Raw genomic sequence first — 17,971 nt, forward strand, 5'->3', positions numbered from 1 at the left:
CCATGGTGCTGAGCACGATCCGGGCGGGTGGGGCTGAACCGGGCGACCCGCCCGCGCGTGGAGAGGGTACGGACGACGAGGCTGGGGGAGGTGCGCGATGACGCGACAGGTGGCAGTCGGGACAGGGACGCGGTCGCAGGTGCTGCGCGGGCTCGTCGCGGCGTGCGTGCTGCTCTCCGCCGTCGTGCACCTCGACCTCTGGGTCGGGGGCATGCGGTCGTTGTCGGTCATCGGACCCGCCTTCCTCGTCAACGTCGTCGCCGGCGTCGTGATCGGGCTCGCTGTCCTCATCTTCGCGCGCCCGGAGCCGTTGCTGCTCGCTGCGGGCTTCGGGATCGCGACCCTCGGGGCGTTCGTGGTCTCCACGCTGCCGTCCGGGCTGTTCGGGGTGCACGAGACGTGGACGTGGGCGCCCGCGCTGCTCGCGGCGGTGTCCGAGGTCGGCGCGATCCTGCTCGCCGGTGCGGCGCTGCTGGTCGAGCGTCGCGCTACAGCTCGCCCTGGCGCTGCAGGAACCGCATGGACAACCAGCCGATCGGGATCCGCAGCCAGTAGGTCAGCACGCGGAACAGGATCGTGACCGACGCCGCGATACCGGGGTTGACCGCGCCGATGCTCGACAGCAGCGCGATGAGCGTTGCCTCGATCGTGCCGACTCCGCCGGGAATCGGGACGATCGCGCCGATCGAGTTGCCCGCGAGGTAGATGAGCGCGACCTGCACGATCGACAGGTGCTGGTCGAACGCGAGCAGGCTCGCCTGGAACGCGAGCACGTAGCCCATCGTCATCAGGACGTTGCCGCCGAGGGCGAGCAGGAGCCGCCGCGGCTGCCCGACGACCTCGATGAGCCGCGGCCACGTCTGCCGGAGCATCGGCAGCGTCTTGCGCGAGATCCACTTGCGGACCGGCGGGACGAGCATCGCGGCAGCCACGAGCGCGGCGACCAGGCCGATCGCGAAGAGCATCGTGGGGGTGACGGTGAACTTGGTCGCCTCGTTGGTGCCCGACGCGATCGAGAGCACGATCAGCAGCGCGACGGTGACGATGAACTGGGAGACCTGGACGAGCGCGACCGTCGCCGCGGCGAGCGACGCGGACACCCCGCGTCGGGTGAGCAGCCGCAGGTTGAGCGCGGCGGGGCCGATCCCGGCCGGCGCGGCGAGGGCGACGAACGTGGCGGCCGACTGCGTGAGGGTCGCGCGCCACACCGGGATCTTCACGGGCGCGAACGCGACGAGGGCGAGCGACGCACCGACGAGGGTCACGAGCCCGAGGCCGAACGACACCACGCTCCAGCGCAAGTCGCTCTGCTGGAGCGCCTCGGTGATCTGGCGGACGTTGATCGTCGTGAGCACGACGACCAGCGCGCCGAGCGTGATGAGGATCGTCAGCAGCGTCCGGGCGCCGAACCGCACGAGGCGCTCGGGCTCGATGTCGGCCTCGGGCAGCCGCTCGACCAGCGCCGACCGCAGCTCGGCCAGCACCTCCTTGTGGGTGCGCATCTCGTCGCGCGTGCGTCGGGGGAGCCCGATCGTCTGCAGCAGCGGGCCGACGGCGGCGATGTCGTCGTCGGGCAGCACGGCGCCCGCGGACGCGAGCGCGCGGGTCGCGCCGACGCGCAGGGCCAGCAGCGCGACGAGCGCGGTCACGTCCATGCGCCGGGCCAGCTCGGACGACGCGACGTCGCCCTGGTCCCAGCCGACGAGCCAGACGACGGGCTGGCCGAGCAGCTCCTGGACCAGGATGACGTCGCTGGTCAGCGCGCGGTGGGCGATGCCGGCGTCATGCGCGAGCTGTAGCTGCGCCCAGATCTCCCGCAGCAGCGCATCGGTGATGTGCGCGCGGGGGACCGACGAGAGCGGCACGGCGCCCCGCACCTCCTCCTGGACGAGCAGCATCGAGTCCTCGGCCTCAGCGACGCTCAGGAGCTTGGGGGTGCGCACCCCGGCGGCGCGCGCGGCGTAGGACAGCAGCGCGGCACGTTCGGTCGCCTGGCGCAGCGACACGACCGAACGACGGTCGATGCCCCGCAGGCGCAGCGAGCGCCACAGCCGGGACAGCACGCCGAGCACCTGACGGTCGCCGTCGAGGACGACGACGTCGAGCTGCTCGCCCTCCACGGTCGTGAGCTCGTAGACGCGGTGGTCGGAGTAGCGGGTCAGGGCGCGGGTCGCGGGCTGCATCGCGGCCGCCGTCGTGGCCGGCGCGTCGTCCGGTGAGTCGCTCTCGAGCAGGTCGTCCGGCACCCGGACCAGCCGGACCGGGTCGAACCCGGCACGTCGGACGCCGTCGACGAGACCGGTGCCGTACGCACGCTCGGACTGGACCCCGGACAGGTACCGCACCCCGAGGCCCGCGACCCGTCCCAGCAGGATGGCGACGCCGACGCCCGGGAGGGAGACCTGGGCGGTCACGACCACGACGCCGACCGCGACCCACAGCAGGTTCCACGACCACACGACGGTCCGACGCCGGGCGCGCGGGCCGGTGGCGGTCAGCAGGCCGGAGATCAGCCCCATGAACCCGGGGATGGTCAGCACCGACTCGCCGGCCAGGCGGACGGACAGGCCGCCGACGAGCTCGGTGGACCCGAACGTCGCGACGGCCCAGCCGACGGCCGTGCAGAGCAGGATCGCCCCGACGGCCGCGACGAGCGACTCGACGAGCTGCCGACCGAGGCGGCGGAACGCGAGCTCCATGAGCACCGCGACGGGCACGAGGATCGTCACGGCACCCTCGAGCACCGCGACCGGCACGTTGAGGATCTGCCGGAGGATCGACGCGAACCCCTGGACGTCCTCGGCGACGCCCGTCGTCGTGTTCTGCGCGTAGGTCGCGAGGACCAGGACGAGCACCGTGGCGATCGCCGACACCACGACCCCGACGAGGTCGCTGGGGTGGTGCACGCGGACGGCCGGGGTGTCGAGGATCTCGACGTCGCGCACGCGACCGACCTGGATGCGGCCCGACTCGACCATCCCCGCGGAGGGTCCCGGCGGGGTGTCTGGGCCGAGCCGTTCGGGCGTCGGCGAGTCGGGCATACCCGCGAGTGTAGGCAGCCGCACGGCTCAGGAGAGGCCCAGTGCGGACCGCCACGCGGCCGGGACGAGCGCGTAGCCGACGAACGCGACCACGTCGAGGAGCATGTGCGCGACGACGAGGGGGAGGACCCGGCGCCGTCGGCGGTAGTACTCCGCGAACAGCAGGCCCATCACGGCGTTGCCGATGAACGGCCCGAGCCCCTGGTACAGGTGGTACGAGCCCCGCAGCAGCGCGCTCGCGGCGAGGATGAGCGGCGTGCGCCAGCGCAGGTCGCGCAGCCGCTCCATCAGGTACGCGACCGCGACGACCTCCTCGACCAGCGCGTTCTGCAGCGCGGCGAGGACGAGCACGGGGATGGTCCACCAGGCCGCGTTGAGCGCCGACGCCTGCACCTGCACCGTGATCCCGAGGAGCCGCCCGAGCGCGTACAGCCCGAGCCCGGGGATCCCGATGACGGCCGCGAGGCCGACGCCGATCCCGACGTCCCGCCACGGTCGCACCGCGTCGAGCCCGATCCGCCGGACCGCGCTGCGCCCCTGACCCGACAGCAGGAACAGCGCCAGCGCGACCGGCACGAGCGCGAACCCGATCGACAGCAGCTGGTAGGTGAGGTCGAGGTACGGGCGCGGCGACTGGCTCGCGTTGAGCGTCGCGGTCTGCTGCGCGAGCGGCGGGCCCGCGGTGAGCCGGGCCGCGATGTCGACGAGCGCGTAGACCGCCGACCGGCCGAGCGAGAGCCCGAGCACGATCCAGATCTCGACGGTGAGCCGCCGCCCGATCGCGTGCTGGTCGGGTTGCGGCGTGCCGGTCATGCGCAGAGCCTAGGCGGCGCCGCCCGGTCACCCCAACCGGCGCCGCCCGGTCACGAGAAGCGGCGCAGCCGCAGCGAGTTGCTCACGACGAGCACCGACGAGAACGCCATGGCCGCGCCCGCGATCATCGGGTTGAGCAGCCCGAGCGCCGCCAGCGGGATCGCCGCGACGTTGTAGCCGAACGCCCAGAACAGGTTCTGCTTGATGACCCGCAGGGTCGTCCGCGACAGCCGGATGGCCTGCGCGGCCGAGCGGAGGTCACCGCGCACGAGCGTCACGTCCGACGCCTCGATCGCGACGTCGGTCCCGGTGCCCATCGCGAGCCCGAGGTCGGCGCTCGCGAGGGCCGCGGCGTCGTTCACGCCGTCGCCGACCATCGCGACGCGCGCGCCGTCGGCCTGCAGGCGGCGGACGACGTCGACCTTGTCGGCGGGCAGCACCTGGGCGAACACGTCGTCGGGGTCGATGCCGACGGCCCGGGCTGCGGCCCGCGCGGCGCCAACGTTGTCGCCCGTGAGCAGGACGGGGCGCAGCCCGAGGGCGCGCAGCTGCGCGATGGCCTCGCCGGACGTGGCCTTGACCGGGTCGCGCAGGACCAGCACCCCGCGCGCCGAGCCGTCCCACGCGACCATGACCGCGGTCGCGCCGTCGGCCTCAGCTGCCGCGAACGGACCGTCGAGCTCGTCGGTGCGGATCTGCTGCTCCGCGAGCCAGGTCGGTCGTCCGACGAGCACCCGGCGCGCCATGCCGAGACCCGAGTGGGCGGTGCGGACCACGCCGGCGACGCCGCGGCCCGGCTCGTTGCGGAAGTCGAGCACCTGGTCGGAGCCGATGACGACGCCGTCCTCACCGACGGACGACGCGTCGCCCGCGCTCGGTCCGGCTGCGGCCGCGACCTCGGCGACGGCCTGCGCGATGGGGTGCTCGGACAGTGCCTCGACCGCGCCGGCGTACCGGAGCACCTCGGCCTGCGCGGCGTCGGCGGACCGGACGCCGGCGGGGACCAGGATGTCGACGAGCGACATGCGGCCCTGGGTCACCGTGCCGGTCTTGTCGAGCACCACGGTATCGATCTGGCGGGTCTGCTCGAGGATCTCCGGGCCCTTGATGAGGATGCCGAGCTGCGCGCCGCGACCCGTCCCGACCAGCAGGGCGGTCGGCGTGGCGAGACCCAGGGCGCACGGGCAGGCGATGATCAGCACCGCGACCGCCGCGGTGAACGCCGCCTGCGTGCCGCCGCCGGAGACGAGCCACACGACGAACGTGATGGTCGCGAGCACGAGCACGACGGGGACGAAGACCGCCGAGATGCGGTCCGCGAGTCGCTGCACCGGTGCCTTGCCGGTCTGCGCGGCCGCGACGAGCCGCCCGATCTGCGCGAGCCGGGTCTCCTCGCCGACGCGCGTCGCGCGGACCACGAGGTGACCGGAGGAGTTGATCGTCGCGCCCGTGAGCTCGTCACCCGGCCCGACGTCGACGGGGACCGGCTCGCCCGTGAGCAGCGAGGTGTCGACCGCGCTCGTCCCGGACACCACGACGCCGTCCGTCGCGACCTTCTCGCCGGGTCGCACCGCGAACTCGTCGCCGACGTGCAGCCGGGAGATCGGCACGCGCTGCTCGGTGCGGCGCCCGTCGGGCCCGATGACCAGCAGCGCGACGTCCTTGGCGCCGAGGTCGAGGAGCGCACGGAGCGCGTCACCGGCCCGACGACGCGACCGGTGCTCGGCGTACCGGCCCGCGAGCAGGAACGTGGTGACGACCGCGGCCGTCTCGAAGTACAGCTCGGGGACGGTCATGCCCATCCCGGCGTCCCGGGCCGGGAAGAGGGTCGGCGTCATGCGCAGGCCGATCTCGCCCGCGCCGCCGAGCACGAGCGCCCACAGCGACCACGCGGTCGCCGCGATGATGCCGATCGACACGAGCGTGTCCATCGTCGAGGCTCCGTGCCGTCCGGCGCGCACGGCCGCCTTGTGGAACGGCCAGGCAGCCCACGTCGAGACGGGCAGCGCGAGCACCGCGACGACCCACTGCCACCCCGGGAACTGCAGGGCCGGGATCATCGAGACGGCGAGGACGGGCACGGTGAGGACCGCCGCCCCCCGCAGCCGCCGGCGCAGGTCAGTGCCGCGCTGGTCGGTCGGGGCCGAGGTGTCCTCGTCGGGCTCCATCTCGTGGCCCGCGGGCATCGAGTGGCCCGAGAGCGCGTGCTCGATGGGGTCCATGCCCATGTCGTCGTGCATGCCGGGCATGTCGTCGTGCATGCCGGGCATGGCGTCGTGCCCACCCGGTGTCGCGTCGTGAGCGGTGTGCGGGTCCGCGTGCTCGGTGTGGGGGTCCGCGGGCGCGTCGGTGGTGGTTGGGGCGGCCGTGAGCGACCGCCGGGACAGGACCCGCGCGTCGTACCCGGCCTTGCGGACCGCGGCGACGAGGGTGTCGTCGTCCGCGGGGGTGCCGGCGTCGTCCGCGAGCAGCTCGACGTGAGCCGTCTCGAGCGCGAGGTTGACGGTCGCCGTGACGCCCGGGACCCGGTTGAGACGCTTCTCGACGTGCATGACGCACGACGCGCACGTCATCCCCTCGATCGCGAGGTCGACGGTGGCGACGGGCAGGTTGCCCTCGGTGCGGACGACGCCCTCGGTCACAGCAGCGATCCCTTCGGGGTGAGCGCGTAGCCCGCCTCGTCGATCGCGGCGGCGATGGCGGCGTCGGTCAAGGGCTCGTCGGAGACGACGGTGACGGGCGAGGAGCCGCCGTTGACGAGCTCGATCGACACGTCGCGGACGCCGGGGATCGCGGTGAGCTCGGTCGTGACGTGCTGGACGCAGTGGCCGCACGTCATGCCGTCGACGGAGAAGGTCGTGGTCTGGCTCATGGTGAGTTCCTCTCGAGGTGTTCTGGTGTGCGTGCGAGCGTGCTGGGTCAGCTGCGGACGAGCCGGGCGATGGCGTCGGCGGCCTCGCGGACCTTCTCGGCGCCGGCCTCGGGGGACGTCCGGGCGGCGTCGACGACGCAGTGACCGAGGTGGTCCTCGACGAGGCCGATGCTCACGGCCTGCAGCGCCTTCGTGACGGCGGAGACCTGCGTGAGGATGTCGATGCAGTAGACGTCCTCGTCGACCATGCGGGCGATGCCGCGGACCTGGCCCTCGATGCGGCTCAGCCGCTTGAGGTAGTCGTCCTTGTTGTCGGTGTAGCCGTGCATGGCTCCTCCGTGGTCCGTCGGGCGCGGTCGTCGTGCCTCACCCGCTCCAACGAAGGTACCCCCCAGGGGTATTCCACGCGCGGGGACAAAAGTCCCGCATCCGTGGCCCGCTGCCGTATCTGCGCCGGTTCGTCCCCTCCTCACCTGTATCGACCGCGCGCCGGTGCGCGGTCCATGCGGAGAGGTCAGTGCGATGAGGGACGACGTCATGACGTTCGGGACCCAGGACCAGCGCACCCAGACGTGCACGGTCCCGCCGAGCCCGGAGCTGCGAGACAAGTGGCGCAAGGACCTTGCGTCCGTCAACAAGAGTCGCGACGCCGCACCGGCGCTGCGGCTCGCCCGCGAACCGCACCCGCTGGGCTTCAACGACGGCGTCATCGTGCCGCCGGAGGAGTTCCCCGCGGGCACCCCGTTCGCGGCGATCCGGGCGACGGCCGCCGACCGTGCGCCCCTGCGCGGAACGGTGAACGTGGCGGTCGTCCTCGTGGACTTCTCGGACAAGACGATGACGGCCACCACCGCGCACTTCGACGAGCTGTTCTTCTCGACGGGCGCCCTCCCGCACGGGAGCGTCAAGGAGTACTACTCCGAGGTCACGAACGGCCTCGTCACGCTCGCAGGCACGGTCGTCGGGCCGTATCGGATGCCGCACACGCTCGCGTGGTACGCGAACAACGGCTCCGGGATCGGTCTGAACGGCACCGCGTTCCGCTCCCCGCAGCTCGCGCTCGACGCCGCCAACGCCGCGAACGCGGCCGTGGACTTCACGCCGTACGACAACGACGGCAACGGGTTCGTGGACGCGTTCATCGTGGTCCACGCCGGGCAGGGCGCCGAGGTCACGGGCTCGAAGGGCGACATCTGGTCGCACAAGTCGGTCCTCGCGAGCGCGCTCGCCGTCGACAGCACCAAGATCTACGGCTACCTGACGATCCCCGAGGACGCCAAGATCGGCGTCAGCGCGCATGAGCTCGGCCACCTGCTGTTCGGCTTCCCCGACCTGTACGACACGGACTACTCGTCCGAGGGCATCGGCAACTGGTGCCTCATGTCGGGCGGCTCGTGGAACGGCGGCGGCGCGCAGCCCGCGCACCCGAGCGCCTGGTGCAAGGTCAACCAGGGGTGGGTCACGACGACGGTGGTCACGACCAACGGCACCCTGACGATCCCGGCGGTCGAGTCGTCGCACACCGTGTTCCGGCTGTGGAAGGACGGCGCAAGCGGTTCCGAGTACTTCCTGCTCGAGAACCGTCAGCCGATCGGCTACGACGCCGCACTGCCCGGCCCGGGCGCGCTGCTCTGGCACATCGACGAGACCCAGCCCGGCAACACCGACGAGAACCACTACAAGGTGGCGCTCATCCAGGCCGACGGGAAGCGGGACCTCGAGCTCGACCACAACCGCGGCGACGCGGGCGACCCGTTCCCCGGCTCGGCCACCGTCGTCACGATCGACGGCACGACGACGCCCGGCACCAAGTCCTACGCGGGCGCCGACACGTGCGTCGCGCTCTCCTCCATCTCGCCGTCGGGCGCGGTCATGACCGCGAACGTCCGCGTGACCTGCAAGTCGGTCCTCAAGGACCTCAAGGACGCGCGCAAGGAGCTGAAGAAGGACAGCCTCAAGGACCAGCGCAAGGAGATCCGCAAGGAGGTCTTCAAGGAGGTCAAGGAGTTCCGCAAGGACACCGTGAAGGACGTCAAGGAGGCCTTCAAGGACATCAAGGACCAGCGTGAGTACAAGAACGTCGTCGAGTGGCCGGGCTGGAACCGGCCCGGTGGTGGCGGTGACCCGCTCGGCGGAGGCGCCGGCGGTGGCGGGTTCGGGGGTGGCGGGTTCGGTGGCAGCCCGGCGCAGGGGTCTGCCCTCGAGGACCGCCTCGCGGCGCTCGAGTCCGTCGTCTACGGCGAGTCCGAGGCCGGCGGCGACTACGGCGCCGGCGGTGGCGGCGCGGACGCCGGCACCGGACCGTTCATCGACCAGACGCTGCGACCGGACCTGATCGGTGCGCCGGGTGCGGCGACCGGCGACGCCGAGCTCGCGGCCCGGATGGCCGAGGGCGACCCGACCGCGAAGCACGAGTTCGACACCCCGGTGCGGTAGGAGATGACCGCGTCCGTCGTGCTCGTCGTGGCCGACGCCGCGGACCTCGGGGCTCGGGCGGCGGCGCGCGTCGCCGCCCGGGCCCGCCCCGAGGTCGACGTGCGCTGGGTGCCCGGCTACGCGTGGGACCGCACGCGCTGGACCCACCGGGTCACGTCCACGGGCCGGGCCTCGACCCGGCTCACCTTCCCGGCAGGGTTCGGCGAGCCCGTGGACGACGACGACCTCGCGCTCGTCTGGTTCCGGACCGCGACGAGCGTGCCGTCGGCGCTGCGAGGTGCCTCGGCGGCGGACCGCGACTACGCAGCCGCGGAGACCCAGGCGCTCGCGGTCAGCTGGCTCGCCGCGCTCGGTGACCGGGTGGTCAACGCGGTGACCGGCGACGGACCGACGGGGCCGGCCTGGTCGGGTGCGCGGTGGCGGGCCGAGGCGAGCACGGCCGGCCTGCGCGTGACCGACGGGGTCGCCGCGACGTCCGCGCGGCTCGTGCCGGGATGGTCGGGCAGCGCGTGGGACGCACGTCGTCCGCACGACACCACGCCCGAGGTCGTCCGGCGAGTGCTCGTGGCCGGACGGCGGGCTGTCGGCGCGTCGGGAGTCGCCGAGGCGCGGGGCTGCTGCGCGCTCGCCGAGGCGGCCCGCTGCCGCATCCTGTCCGTCGGGTTCGACGCCGCGGGCGGGGTCGTGGACGCCCAGCCACTCGCCCCGGTCATCAGCCCCGACGAGATCGCGCTCGCGGGCACGTTCCTCGCGGAGGTGGCGTGATGATCCTGGTCATCGGGTACGGGGACGACCCGGCCGTGCGTCGCGTCGTCGAGGCGGCGGGGGACCTCGGTGTCGAGCACGTGCTCGTCGACCAGCAGTCCCACCCGGTCGCGGACCTGCGCCTCGATGCCGACGGCAGCGGCTTCCTCGAGAGCGGTGGCGCGCGCACGCTGCTCGGGGACGTGGACGGGGTCTACGCGAGGCCGCTCTCCCCGGTCCCCGGCACGGACCCGCGCGAGAGCGAGCGCGGCCGCCTGCTCGTCGAGCTGCTGCTCGGCTGGATGGACGTGGCCCCGTGCCGGGTCGCGTCGCGCCCGTCGGCGATGCACTCGAACGCCTCGAAGCCGTACCAGGCGCAGCTCATCGCGGCCGCGGGGTTCGCCGTCCCCGAGACGATCGTCACCGACGACCCCGACGAGGTCCGGGCGTTCGCCGCGGCGCAGGGGGCCGTGGTGTTCAAGTCGATCTCGGGGATCCGGTCGATCGTCCGGGTGCTCGAGGGGTCGGCGCTCGGCCGGCTCGAACGCGTCCGGTCGCTGCCGACCCAGTTCCAGGCGCTCGTGCCCGGGACGGACGTGCGGGTGCACGTCGTCGGCCACGAGGTCTTCGCGACCGAGATCGGGTCCGACGCGGTCGACTACCGGTACGCGGGTCGCGACGGGCTGACTGCCGCGCTCACGGCCACGACCCTGCCCGACGAGATCGCCGACCGTTGCGTCCGCCTCGCCGCGACGCTCGAGCTCCCGCTCGCGGGCATCGACCTGCGCCGCACCCCGGTGGGGGACTGGGTCTGCTTCGAGGTCAACCCCATGCCGGGCTACAGTTTTTACGAGTCGCACACGGGGCAGCCCATCGCGGCAGCGCTGGTGCGTCACCTCGCCGGGAAGGCGGACTGAACCATGGTCGCTGTGAGGGAGAACCGCACCGAGATCGACGGTGTCGTGCAGTCGGTGTCGTCGGTCGGGGACGACGACAGCCGCCTCGAGCTCGTCGTCCAGGTCAGGCGCTCGGGGCCGGTCGAGGGGTACCCCGACATGCTGACGGCCAACCAGCCGGCCGAGGAGCCGTGGGTCCTGCTGGTGCACCGCGACGAGCTGCCCGCCGAGGACCTCACGGGGTGGCGCGTGCACGGCTGCGCCGCGATGGCGGGACCGGGGGTGCTCCGGCTCGTCACGACCGACCCGGCGCCCGAGCTCGAGCCGCCGGAGGGGGACCCCGGCGACCACGATCCGCCCGGCCGCCCACCGCAGGACCGGAGGCGGCCGGACGACGAGCCGCCCCGGCCGCTCATCGAGCTCTGAGGTCCGAACGGGCGGTCGTCTCCCCCCCCGACTGAAGCGAGGACGCCGATGCGGAAGATCGTGCTGTGGATCGGGGTGTCGATCGACGGCTTCTTCGAAGGCCCCGACCGGGACATCAGCTGGCACCTGGTCGACGAGGAGCTGCACACCTACTTCAACGACGAGCTGCGGAAGATGAGCGCGTTCCTCGGCGGCCGCGTGACCTACGAGCTGATGGAGGACTACTGGCCGACGGCCGACGCCGACCCCGACGCACCCGCACCCATTCGCGACTTCGCGGGCATCTGGCGGGACACCCCGAAGGTCGTGTTCTCCCGGACCCTGGAGCACGCCGGACCGAATGCGACGCTCCGGCGCGACGTCGTCCCCGAGGAGATCCGGGCGCTGCAGGCCGAGCCGGGCGGCGACATGACGATCGGTGGCCCTGACCTGGCCGAGACGTTCCGCCGGCTGGACCTCATCGACGAGTACCGGCTGTACGTCCAGCCGGTCCTGCTCGGCCGGGGCAAACCGCTGTTCCGGGACGCGGACCAGCGAACCAGCCTGAACCTGATCGAGACCCGGACGTTCGGGAACGGCGTCGTCATGCTGCGGTATGGGCGAGCACGGAGCTGAGCTCGGTGTGCCTCAGGACCTGTGGGTGCCGGTCAGACCGGAGACGATCGCGACGGCGTCGTCCCAGTACTTCGCGTAGTACTGCGGGTCGGCGTTGCGCTGCACGGTGTGCGCGACGATCGTCGGCGCCACCGAGTCGCGGCCCTGGATGCCGGCCAGCGCCGTGAAGAAGCTCGTCGCGCTGACCGTCGGGTTCATGCGGTCCGCGTAGCTGCCCCACGCACCGTTCGCGCGCTGCTGGAAGAGCCCGCGGCTGTCCGGGCCGGCGGCGTCGCCGTGGTCAACCACACGCAGCGACGACTCGCCGATCGCGGTCATGACGCCGATGGTCTGGTCGCGGAGCGACAGCCCGAGCGCCTGGCCGGCCTTGATGATCGCGGCGGCGTTCGTGAGCTGCTCAGCGCCGTACGCGCCGACCTGCTGGACGCGCAGCGTGGTGGGGTCGACCGCGGTCGTGCTGCCGGACTGCTTCCTCACCTCGGTGGCCAGCACCGAGTCGAACGCACCGGCCGACGACGTCGTCGTCGGCTGCGGGCTGAACGCGCCGACGGTGCTCTGGATCTCCGCGATCCGACTGGTGATCGCCGCGATGCCGTCCATCGATCCGTTGCCTCCTGGAGGGGTTCGGTGTCCCTATCGGCAGGAGGTGGCCGGGTGTGACCGAGATGGTGGGATCAGGACCTGTCGCCCGGCGAGGTGGGCCCGGCGCTCGGCGAGGCGGGCCCGACCGTCCACACCGGGTCGTCGAGCGGGTCAGTGCGTGTGCTGACCTCCGTCGGGACGACGCCGTCGTCCGACCCGTAGGTCACGGGCGGCATCGGGGTGCGTCCGAGGGCGATGTCCTGGACCTCGCCGAGCCCCTGGAAGCCGGGGCGCACCGCCGGCGCCGCGTGGCCGGTGCTGCGCTGCGAGCGGATCATCTGGGCGATCGCGCCGAGGACGACGAACGCCCAGAACGCGTTGCCGAACCACGCCGCGTACGGGCTCTCCGTGGAGATCAGCACGGCCAGCACCACGAAGCCTGCCAGGCCCGCGCCGACGAAGACCCAGCGCCACTTGTTCATCGCACCTCTTCCCCTGTGGCGACAGCGTCCCAGGTCACGGCCGCAACCGCTACTCCGCGGCGTGCCACGCGACCGGGGTCGGTCGAGGCGGTCCCGCGGCTGCTGGCACGCCTCGGTGCGCAAGCGCACGGCAGGCACGAACAGCGGGCCGGAGTCAGGTTGACCTTTGTCGCCACGAACGAGTCGTGGCGCGGCGCCCGAGGAGCCGTCATGAGCAAGTACCTGATCCTGTACCGGTCGCAGAACAGTGCCGCCGAGCAGCTGGCCGGGCAGGACCCCGCCGCGGCCGAGGCCAGCATGCAGGCCTGGATGACGTGGGCGCAGAAGGCCGGAGACGCGGTCGTCGACTTCGGTATGCCCACCCAGTCGGTCGCGGGGGCGCCAGACGGTCAGAGCTTCGTCGGCGGCTACTCGATCATGCAGGCCGACTCCGCGGACGAGATCCAGACGGTTCTCGAAGGGCACCCCCACCTGGAGTCGGGCGGGACCATCGAGGTGCTGGAGCTGCTGGCGATGCCCGGCATGTAGTCGCCGCGGCCGGCTCCGAGCTCTCAGGCAGGGCCTCGCAGCATGGTGAGTGACCGGCGGCCCGATCCGGACGGTCGTTGAGACAGCCACCAGAGCCGCGACCTTGGACAAGCGGGTCGCGGCTCTGGTGGCTGCATGACGCCACGCCTCCCGCGGCGAGGTCCTAGTGCGACCCGCCGTGGCGGGCGAGCGACACCGCGTCGATCTCGCCGTCCAGCGTGACGATGTACGCGGTGCGACCGATGATCTGCAGCGACGTGGGCCGGTCGAGGCCGTCGACGACCAGCCGCATCGTGCCGTCGCCCGCGACGCGGTACAGGGCACCGGTGCCAGGCAGAGCGGGCGTTCCTGGCTCGGCGCCGGCCGGCAGCTGGCCCTGCGACAGCACGTACAAGTCGGAGCCCTTGACCGCGACGTCCACCGCCAGGCGAGCGCCTGATGCGATCGGGACCGCCGACTGCGAGGCGAGGTCGAGCCGGACCACCCTGCCGCTCTCCGGCAGGTGGGGGACCGGGCCCGCGAAGGTCATCCACACGGTCCGGCCGCGGCTCGTGATGCCGGTCGGCACGTCGTCCGCGAAGGCGGCAGCCACCGACACCTCGCCGCTGGTCGTGACCCGGTACACCCGGTTGTGGTGCCCGTCCGTCACCAAGAAGGCGCCGCGGTACGCGATGAAGGCGAACTGGAGGCCGCTCGGCACGACGTAGTCCGTCGCGGGCGGGTTCGCCGTTGCGAAGGCACCGATGTCGGCGATCGGGGTCGCCCCGTGCCCGTCGATCCTGTAGATGCCGTTGATCCCGGTGCCACCGACGTCCGGGCCGACGAACGTCACCAGCACGTACGCGGTGCCGTCGAGGAACGCGACGTCCATCGGACCGCCGACCCCCGGCGCACCCTGGACGGGCAGACCGTCGGCGACGACAAGGGATCGACCGGTGCGGGGGTCGACCCGGACGAGGGTCCCGGCTGACGCGTCGGTGACATACAGCGCGCCGTCTGGTCCGACGGCGCTGCCGACCGTCAGGCCGGGCCCGGAGGCGACCACCCGTACCGCGTCGTCGTGAGGTGGAGCGTCGTGCGCCGACGCGCTGCTGGCGGCGAGGAGCAGGACGACAGAGACGGACGCGAGGAGTGCCAGACCTCGGTACCGCGGGAGTGAACGCATGCGACTCGTCCCTTCGGAAGGTCGGGCGGCACCCGGGCGAGCACCGTCATGGGTCGACCTTGTTCTGCGGTTCCGTCGGGCACATGACCGGAGCTGACCATGTGCACCGGTCACCGCGACTGGGCATTTCTCACTACATCCGCCGGGCTTAATGCGCCTATCGTGGCAAGATGCCCTCGTGGCGACGAATGGATCCGCCGACGCGCTGGTTGCGGATGACGCAGCCCGCCTTCGTCGGACGTGGGACAGAGTTCGGCGTCATGGAGCGGGTCTGGCAGGACGTCTCGGCCGGGGTGCGCCGGGTGGTCTTCCTCGGGGCCGAGGCCGGCGGCGGCAAGTCTCGGTTCGTGGTCGAGTCGGCGCTCGCCCTGCACGGCGAAGGCGCCGGGGTGCTCTGGGGCGGCTGCGTCGCCGAGATGGGAATGGCCTACGACCCCTTCGTCGAGCCGCTCGGCACGCTGCTGGGGGCGGTGTACCCGGACGGCGACGGGCCTGGCCCGGACCCGCTCGCCGTCCAGCGGTTGGGAGCCCTCACCGGCACCCGCGTCGCGCAACCGGCGGACGGGATCCGGATCGAGGACCTGTGCCGCGCTGTCGCTGACATCCTCCAGTGGGCGACCACCGTTCGCCCGGTGGTGCTCGTCCTGGAAGACCTGCACTGGGCCGGGCCGGCTGCCCTCGAGGTGCTCAAGTACGTCGTCCGCCGATGCGTCGACCTGCCGCTGCTCGTGCTCGCCACGCTGCGGAGCCCCGGCCCGTCGGTGTCGACCGAGCTCAGCGCCGTGATCAGCAACCTCTTCGCTGCTGATGGTGTCCTCCGGCTCGACCTCGCCGGGCTCGACGTCGCAGACATCACCACCTACCTCGTGCGGAACTCGATCGTCGGAAGCGTCCACGCCCGTCAGGCGGCTGCTGCCATGCGTGACTCCACCGGTGGAAACCCCTTCCTGCTGCGCGAGGTCTGCCGTCAGCTCGACAAGGAGGCCCTCCTCGCCGGCCGCCCTGCGCCCATCTCCGCACCGGGCGCCTTCGCCGCGCTGGTGGCCGAACGAATTGGGGCGCTTCCCGGCCACGGGCGAGACGTCATCCGCCTCGCGGCAGTGATGGGCGAGGAGGTCGACGTGGGCGAACTGAGTGCCGCGATGGAGCGACTGGTGGGGGAGCGGGTCTCCCGGGCCGAGACAGTGGCCGCGCTCGAGCTCGCCAAGGTTGCCGGGCTGCTCGACGCGACCGCCTTGGAGGACGCTGCGGCCCGGTTCCCGCATGCCCTGGCGCGCCAGGCCGTGATCGAGACCCTGAGCGACCTGGAGCAGGCTCAGAGCCACGCTGCCGTCGCGCTCACCCTGGAGGATCGGCCGTCGGCACGCCGGCGCACGATCCGGCTCGCGGCACACTACGCCGGCGCCGCCGTCCTCGGCTTCGAGGCGCAGGCATCGACCTACCTCGCCGAGGCGGGCGACCTGACCAACGCTGCGTCGGCGCACGCCGAGGCGGCCGACTACTACGAGAGGGCGGCGAGGTTCGCCCAGGGCACGCGGACCCGTGACGAGCTGAGGCTCTCCGCCGCACGTAGCGCGCTGCTCGGCTGGCAGTGCCAGCGGGCGCGTTCGCTCGATGAGGTGGTGGCGGGGAGCCCCGATCCGGAGCTCCGCCTCCGTGCGGCGATCGGGTACTCGTCGGCGAGCTGGCACGACGGCCAGGAGGTCGCGACCGCCCGCCGGCTCCTGGCCGACGCCCTTCTGGCTCCCGACGACAGCCCCGCCGACCTGCGCGTCGTCGCCACCGTCTGCCTCGCCCGGGCGCACGCCTGGAGCGGCGACGCGGCTACCGGGCGACTGCTCGGCAGCAGCGCGATCGCCCGTGCGCACGAGCTCGGCGATCCGGAGGTCTTGGCGCGGGTGCTGTCCATCTCCCTCAATGACGGCAGCAGCTTCGAGCAGATCGACCAGACGCTCGAGCGCACCCGGGAACTCATGACACTCGCCCAAGGGACCACGATGCAGGTCCGGCTGGGCCGCGCCCACTACCACCGGTGTGCCTCGCACTACGTCAAGGGTGAGCCGAGCGAGCTGACGGCGGCGGCCCGTGATCTGGAGTGGGTGGCCGACCGGGCGCGGCAGCCGTTCTGGCGCTGGGTCAGTGACGCGGTCGCCTTCGGGCTGGCTCTGGCCCACGCGGAGCTCGATCGCGCCGAGACGGTGCTCGCTCAGGCGATCCGCGATTCTGAAGTCGTCGGGCACGCCGTCTCTGGCACGGACGGGCTGATGACCTTCGCCCTCCGACGTGAGTCCGGACTACCGGTGGGTGCGGCGGGCCTCCTGCCCCGCCCCGGCGACGTCGGCGTGTGGCCACCAGCAGCGCTGGCGTTGGCGGCCGAGGTGCGCGACGCCGAGACCTGCCGGGGGTGGCTGCAGCACGTGATGTCAGGTGACCTGGGTCATCTGCAAGCATCGGCGTCGTGGCCGGCGGCCCTCGGGTACCTGGTGGACGCCGCGGTCTGGCTCGGTGATGCCGCCGTGGCCGAGCGCCTGGTTCCCCTGGTCGCCCGGTACGAGGGCTTCAACCTGCTCGGGTCGGAGTTCTTGCACCCGCTCGGCAGCGCGGACCTGCCACTGGCGATGCTCGAGTCGTTGCTCGGCCGGCCCGAGGCCCGCGCGCACTTCGAGAGCGCGCTGGCGATGAACGAACGGATGGGCGCCACCTTGCACATTGCTCACACGCTTGTCGCGTACGCGCGCCACCTGAGCACGCACCCAGCTCCCGACGTCAACGCCGAGGCGCTGTCGGCACGGGCCCGGGTGCTGGCCGAGGACCACGGACTGGTACGCGTCCGGCGTGACCTGGACGAGCTAGCCGACCGACGGCGGACACCGTGGGGTCTCACGGCCCGGGAGGACGAGGTGCTGGGGCTCCTCCGGCTCGGGTTGAGCAACCGCGGGATCGCCCGGACGCTCGTGATCAGCGAGCACACGGCCGCCAACCACGTGCGCAACATCCTGATGAAGACGCACTCGTCCAACCGCACGCAGGCGGCGATGCTCCGGCCCCCGGAGCTCTGCCGATGACGTCCGACAGCGTCCCGTCCGGCAGCACCCGTGGCCGAGCTCGGTGATGACGTCGGCTGGTAGGCCGGCTCGCTCGGCTGCCCTGATCAGCGCCTCGGCCGCCTCGGCCTCGTACAGGCAGTAGGACTTGCGCCGATCGGCGGACAGGAACGAGACGACCCAACGGACGTCCTCGTCGGCGTTGATCTCGTTGATCGCCCGCGCCGCCTCCGGGGAGGGCTGCATCAGCTCCGAGTACTTGCGCTCGATCATGAACACCGGCACTCTCGGCACCCCCTCGGCGTCCTGCGACCGGCGGAGGCAGGT

16 protein-coding genes and 1 pseudogene are annotated in these 17,971 nt (G+C 72.5%); 8 read left to right on the forward strand and 9 right to left on the reverse strand.

Annotated features, from left to right (window positions below):
* Positions 1 to 97: 97 nt before the first annotated feature.
* A complete protein-coding gene (locus DDP54_RS08315) occupies positions 98 to 580 on the forward strand; it encodes a hypothetical protein (RefSeq protein ID WP_109131345.1) in 483 nt (160 codons plus the stop codon).
* On the opposite strand, the gene DDP54_RS08320 is transcribed toward DDP54_RS08315, so the two are convergent.
* From DDP54_RS08320 to DDP54_RS08340, 5 genes are read right to left on the reverse strand one after another with little or no spacing between them, the layout of a single operon-like run.
* Complete coding sequence (locus tag DDP54_RS08320; protein WP_109131346.1) at positions 489 to 3,041, reverse strand: lysylphosphatidylglycerol synthase domain-containing protein; 2,553 nt, start codon at positions 3,039 to 3,041, stop codon at positions 489 to 491. The genes DDP54_RS08315 and DDP54_RS08320 overlap by 92 nt on opposite strands.
* Positions 3,042 to 3,068: 27 nt before the next feature.
* Entirely contained in the window at positions 3,069 to 3,854 is a 786-nt protein-coding gene (locus DDP54_RS08325; protein WP_109131347.1) for a CPBP family intramembrane glutamic endopeptidase, read from the reverse strand.
* 50 nt (positions 3,855 to 3,904) lie between these two features.
* Positions 3,905 to 6,496, reverse strand: coding sequence for a heavy metal translocating P-type ATPase (locus DDP54_RS08330; protein ID WP_277949588.1), 2,592 nt, complete (start codon positions 6,494 to 6,496; stop codon positions 3,905 to 3,907).
* Positions 6,493 to 6,726, reverse strand: a complete 234-nt coding sequence (locus DDP54_RS08335; protein WP_109131348.1) for a heavy-metal-associated domain-containing protein — start codon at positions 6,724 to 6,726, stop codon at positions 6,493 to 6,495. The genes DDP54_RS08330 and DDP54_RS08335 overlap by 4 nt, the downstream gene beginning before the upstream one ends.
* 47 nt (positions 6,727 to 6,773) lie before the next feature.
* Positions 6,774 to 7,055 (reverse strand): metal-sensitive transcriptional regulator, encoded by a 282-nt coding sequence (locus DDP54_RS08340; protein ID WP_109131349.1) that lies wholly within the window; start codon positions 7,053 to 7,055, stop codon positions 6,774 to 6,776.
* A 193-nt stretch (positions 7,056 to 7,248) separates the two neighbouring features.
* On the opposite strand from DDP54_RS08340, the gene DDP54_RS08345 reads away from it, so the two are divergent.
* From DDP54_RS08345 to DDP54_RS08365, 5 genes are read left to right on the forward strand one after another with little or no spacing between them, the layout of a single operon-like run.
* Positions 7,249 to 9,162, forward strand: a complete 1,914-nt coding sequence (locus DDP54_RS08345; protein WP_242448300.1) for a M6 family metalloprotease domain-containing protein — start codon at positions 7,249 to 7,251, stop codon at positions 9,160 to 9,162.
* A gap of 3 nt (positions 9,163 to 9,165) precedes the next feature.
* Entirely contained in the window at positions 9,166 to 9,927 is a 762-nt protein-coding gene (locus tag DDP54_RS08350) for a hypothetical protein (protein ID WP_109131350.1), read from the forward strand.
* A complete protein-coding gene (locus DDP54_RS08355; RefSeq protein ID WP_109131351.1) occupies positions 9,927 to 10,823 on the forward strand; it encodes an alpha-L-glutamate ligase in 897 nt (298 codons plus the stop codon). The genes DDP54_RS08350 and DDP54_RS08355 overlap by 1 nt, the downstream gene beginning before the upstream one ends.
* Positions 10,824 to 10,835: 12 nt before the next feature.
* The gene (locus tag DDP54_RS08360; protein WP_146192397.1) at positions 10,836 to 11,228 is read left to right on the forward strand and encodes a hypothetical protein; all 393 of its coding nucleotides are present in this window, start codon (positions 10,836 to 10,838) and stop codon (positions 11,226 to 11,228) included.
* Positions 11,229 to 11,276: 48 nt separating this feature from the next.
* Positions 11,277 to 11,843, forward strand: coding sequence for a dihydrofolate reductase family protein (locus DDP54_RS08365; protein ID WP_109131353.1), 567 nt, complete (start codon positions 11,277 to 11,279; stop codon positions 11,841 to 11,843).
* Between the two features lie 12 nt (positions 11,844 to 11,855).
* On the opposite strand, the gene DDP54_RS18910 is transcribed toward DDP54_RS08365, so the two are convergent.
* Complete coding sequence (locus DDP54_RS18910) at positions 11,856 to 12,443, reverse strand: hypothetical protein (protein ID WP_109131354.1); 588 nt, start codon at positions 12,441 to 12,443, stop codon at positions 11,856 to 11,858.
* A 74-nt stretch (positions 12,444 to 12,517) separates the two neighbouring features.
* Positions 12,518 to 12,907, reverse strand: a complete 390-nt coding sequence (locus tag DDP54_RS18170) for a hypothetical protein (RefSeq protein WP_158274485.1) — start codon at positions 12,905 to 12,907, stop codon at positions 12,518 to 12,520.
* 210 nt (positions 12,908 to 13,117) lie between these two features.
* Between DDP54_RS18170 and DDP54_RS18175 the strand changes: the two genes are divergently transcribed.
* Entirely contained in the window at positions 13,118 to 13,435 is a 318-nt protein-coding gene (locus DDP54_RS18175; protein ID WP_158274486.1) for a YciI family protein, read from the forward strand.
* Positions 13,436 to 13,598: 163 nt separating this feature from the next.
* Here the strand turns inward: DDP54_RS18175 and DDP54_RS08380 are convergent, their stop codons facing one another.
* Positions 13,599 to 14,600, reverse strand: coding sequence for a ScyD/ScyE family protein (locus DDP54_RS08380; RefSeq protein ID WP_109131356.1), 1,002 nt, complete (start codon positions 14,598 to 14,600; stop codon positions 13,599 to 13,601).
* A 215-nt stretch (positions 14,601 to 14,815) separates the two neighbouring features.
* Between DDP54_RS08380 and DDP54_RS08385 the strand changes: the two genes are divergently transcribed.
* Positions 14,816 to 17,665, forward strand: a complete 2,850-nt coding sequence (locus DDP54_RS08385; protein ID WP_158274487.1) for a LuxR family transcriptional regulator — start codon at positions 14,816 to 14,818, stop codon at positions 17,663 to 17,665.
* 99 nt (positions 17,666 to 17,764) lie between these two features.
* On the opposite strand, the pseudogene DDP54_RS18600 reads toward DDP54_RS08385, so the two are convergent.
* A pseudogene (locus tag DDP54_RS18600) lies at positions 17,765 to 17,917 on the reverse strand (nickel-binding protein); the annotation flags it as partial.
* Positions 17,918 to 17,971 lie beyond the last annotated feature (54 nt).

This window comes from Cellulomonas sp. WB94 (assembly GCF_003115775.1).
GTDB lineage: Bacteria > Actinomycetota > Actinomycetes > Actinomycetales > Cellulomonadaceae > Cellulomonas_A.

What these genes read in the sequence shown, in the direction of transcription:
- DDP54_RS08315 (WP_109131345.1), top strand. Translation starts at nt 98, where the DNA reads ATGACGCGACAGGTGGCAGTCGGGACAGGGACGCGGTCGCAGGTGCTG.
- DDP54_RS08320 (WP_109131346.1), bottom strand. Translation starts at nt 3,041, where the DNA reads ATGCCCGACTCGCCGACGCCCGAACGGCTCGGCCCAGACACCCCGCCG.
- DDP54_RS08325 (WP_109131347.1), bottom strand. Translation starts at nt 3,854, where the DNA reads ATGACCGGCACGCCGCAACCCGACCAGCACGCGATCGGGCGGCGGCTC.
- DDP54_RS08335 (WP_109131348.1), bottom strand. Translation starts at nt 6,726, where the DNA reads ATGAGCCAGACCACGACCTTCTCCGTCGACGGCATGACGTGCGGCCAC.
- DDP54_RS08340 (WP_109131349.1), bottom strand. Translation starts at nt 7,055, where the DNA reads ATGCACGGCTACACCGACAACAAGGACGACTACCTCAAGCGGCTGAGC.
- DDP54_RS08345 (WP_242448300.1), top strand. Translation starts at nt 7,249, where the DNA reads ATGAGGGACGACGTCATGACGTTCGGGACCCAGGACCAGCGCACCCAG.
- DDP54_RS08350 (WP_109131350.1), top strand. Translation starts at nt 9,166, where the DNA reads ATGACCGCGTCCGTCGTGCTCGTCGTGGCCGACGCCGCGGACCTCGGG.
- DDP54_RS08355 (WP_109131351.1), top strand. Translation starts at nt 9,927, where the DNA reads ATGATCCTGGTCATCGGGTACGGGGACGACCCGGCCGTGCGTCGCGTC.
- DDP54_RS08365 (WP_109131353.1), top strand. Translation starts at nt 11,277, where the DNA reads ATGCGGAAGATCGTGCTGTGGATCGGGGTGTCGATCGACGGCTTCTTC.
- DDP54_RS18910 (WP_109131354.1), bottom strand. Translation starts at nt 12,443, where the DNA reads ATGGACGGCATCGCGGCGATCACCAGTCGGATCGCGGAGATCCAGAGC.
- DDP54_RS18170 (WP_158274485.1), bottom strand. Translation starts at nt 12,907, where the DNA reads ATGAACAAGTGGCGCTGGGTCTTCGTCGGCGCGGGCCTGGCAGGCTTC.
- DDP54_RS18175 (WP_158274486.1), top strand. Translation starts at nt 13,118, where the DNA reads ATGAGCAAGTACCTGATCCTGTACCGGTCGCAGAACAGTGCCGCCGAG.
- DDP54_RS08380 (WP_109131356.1), bottom strand. Translation starts at nt 14,600, where the DNA reads ATGCGTTCACTCCCGCGGTACCGAGGTCTGGCACTCCTCGCGTCCGTC.
- DDP54_RS08385 (WP_158274487.1), top strand. Translation starts at nt 14,816, where the DNA reads ATGACGCAGCCCGCCTTCGTCGGACGTGGGACAGAGTTCGGCGTCATG.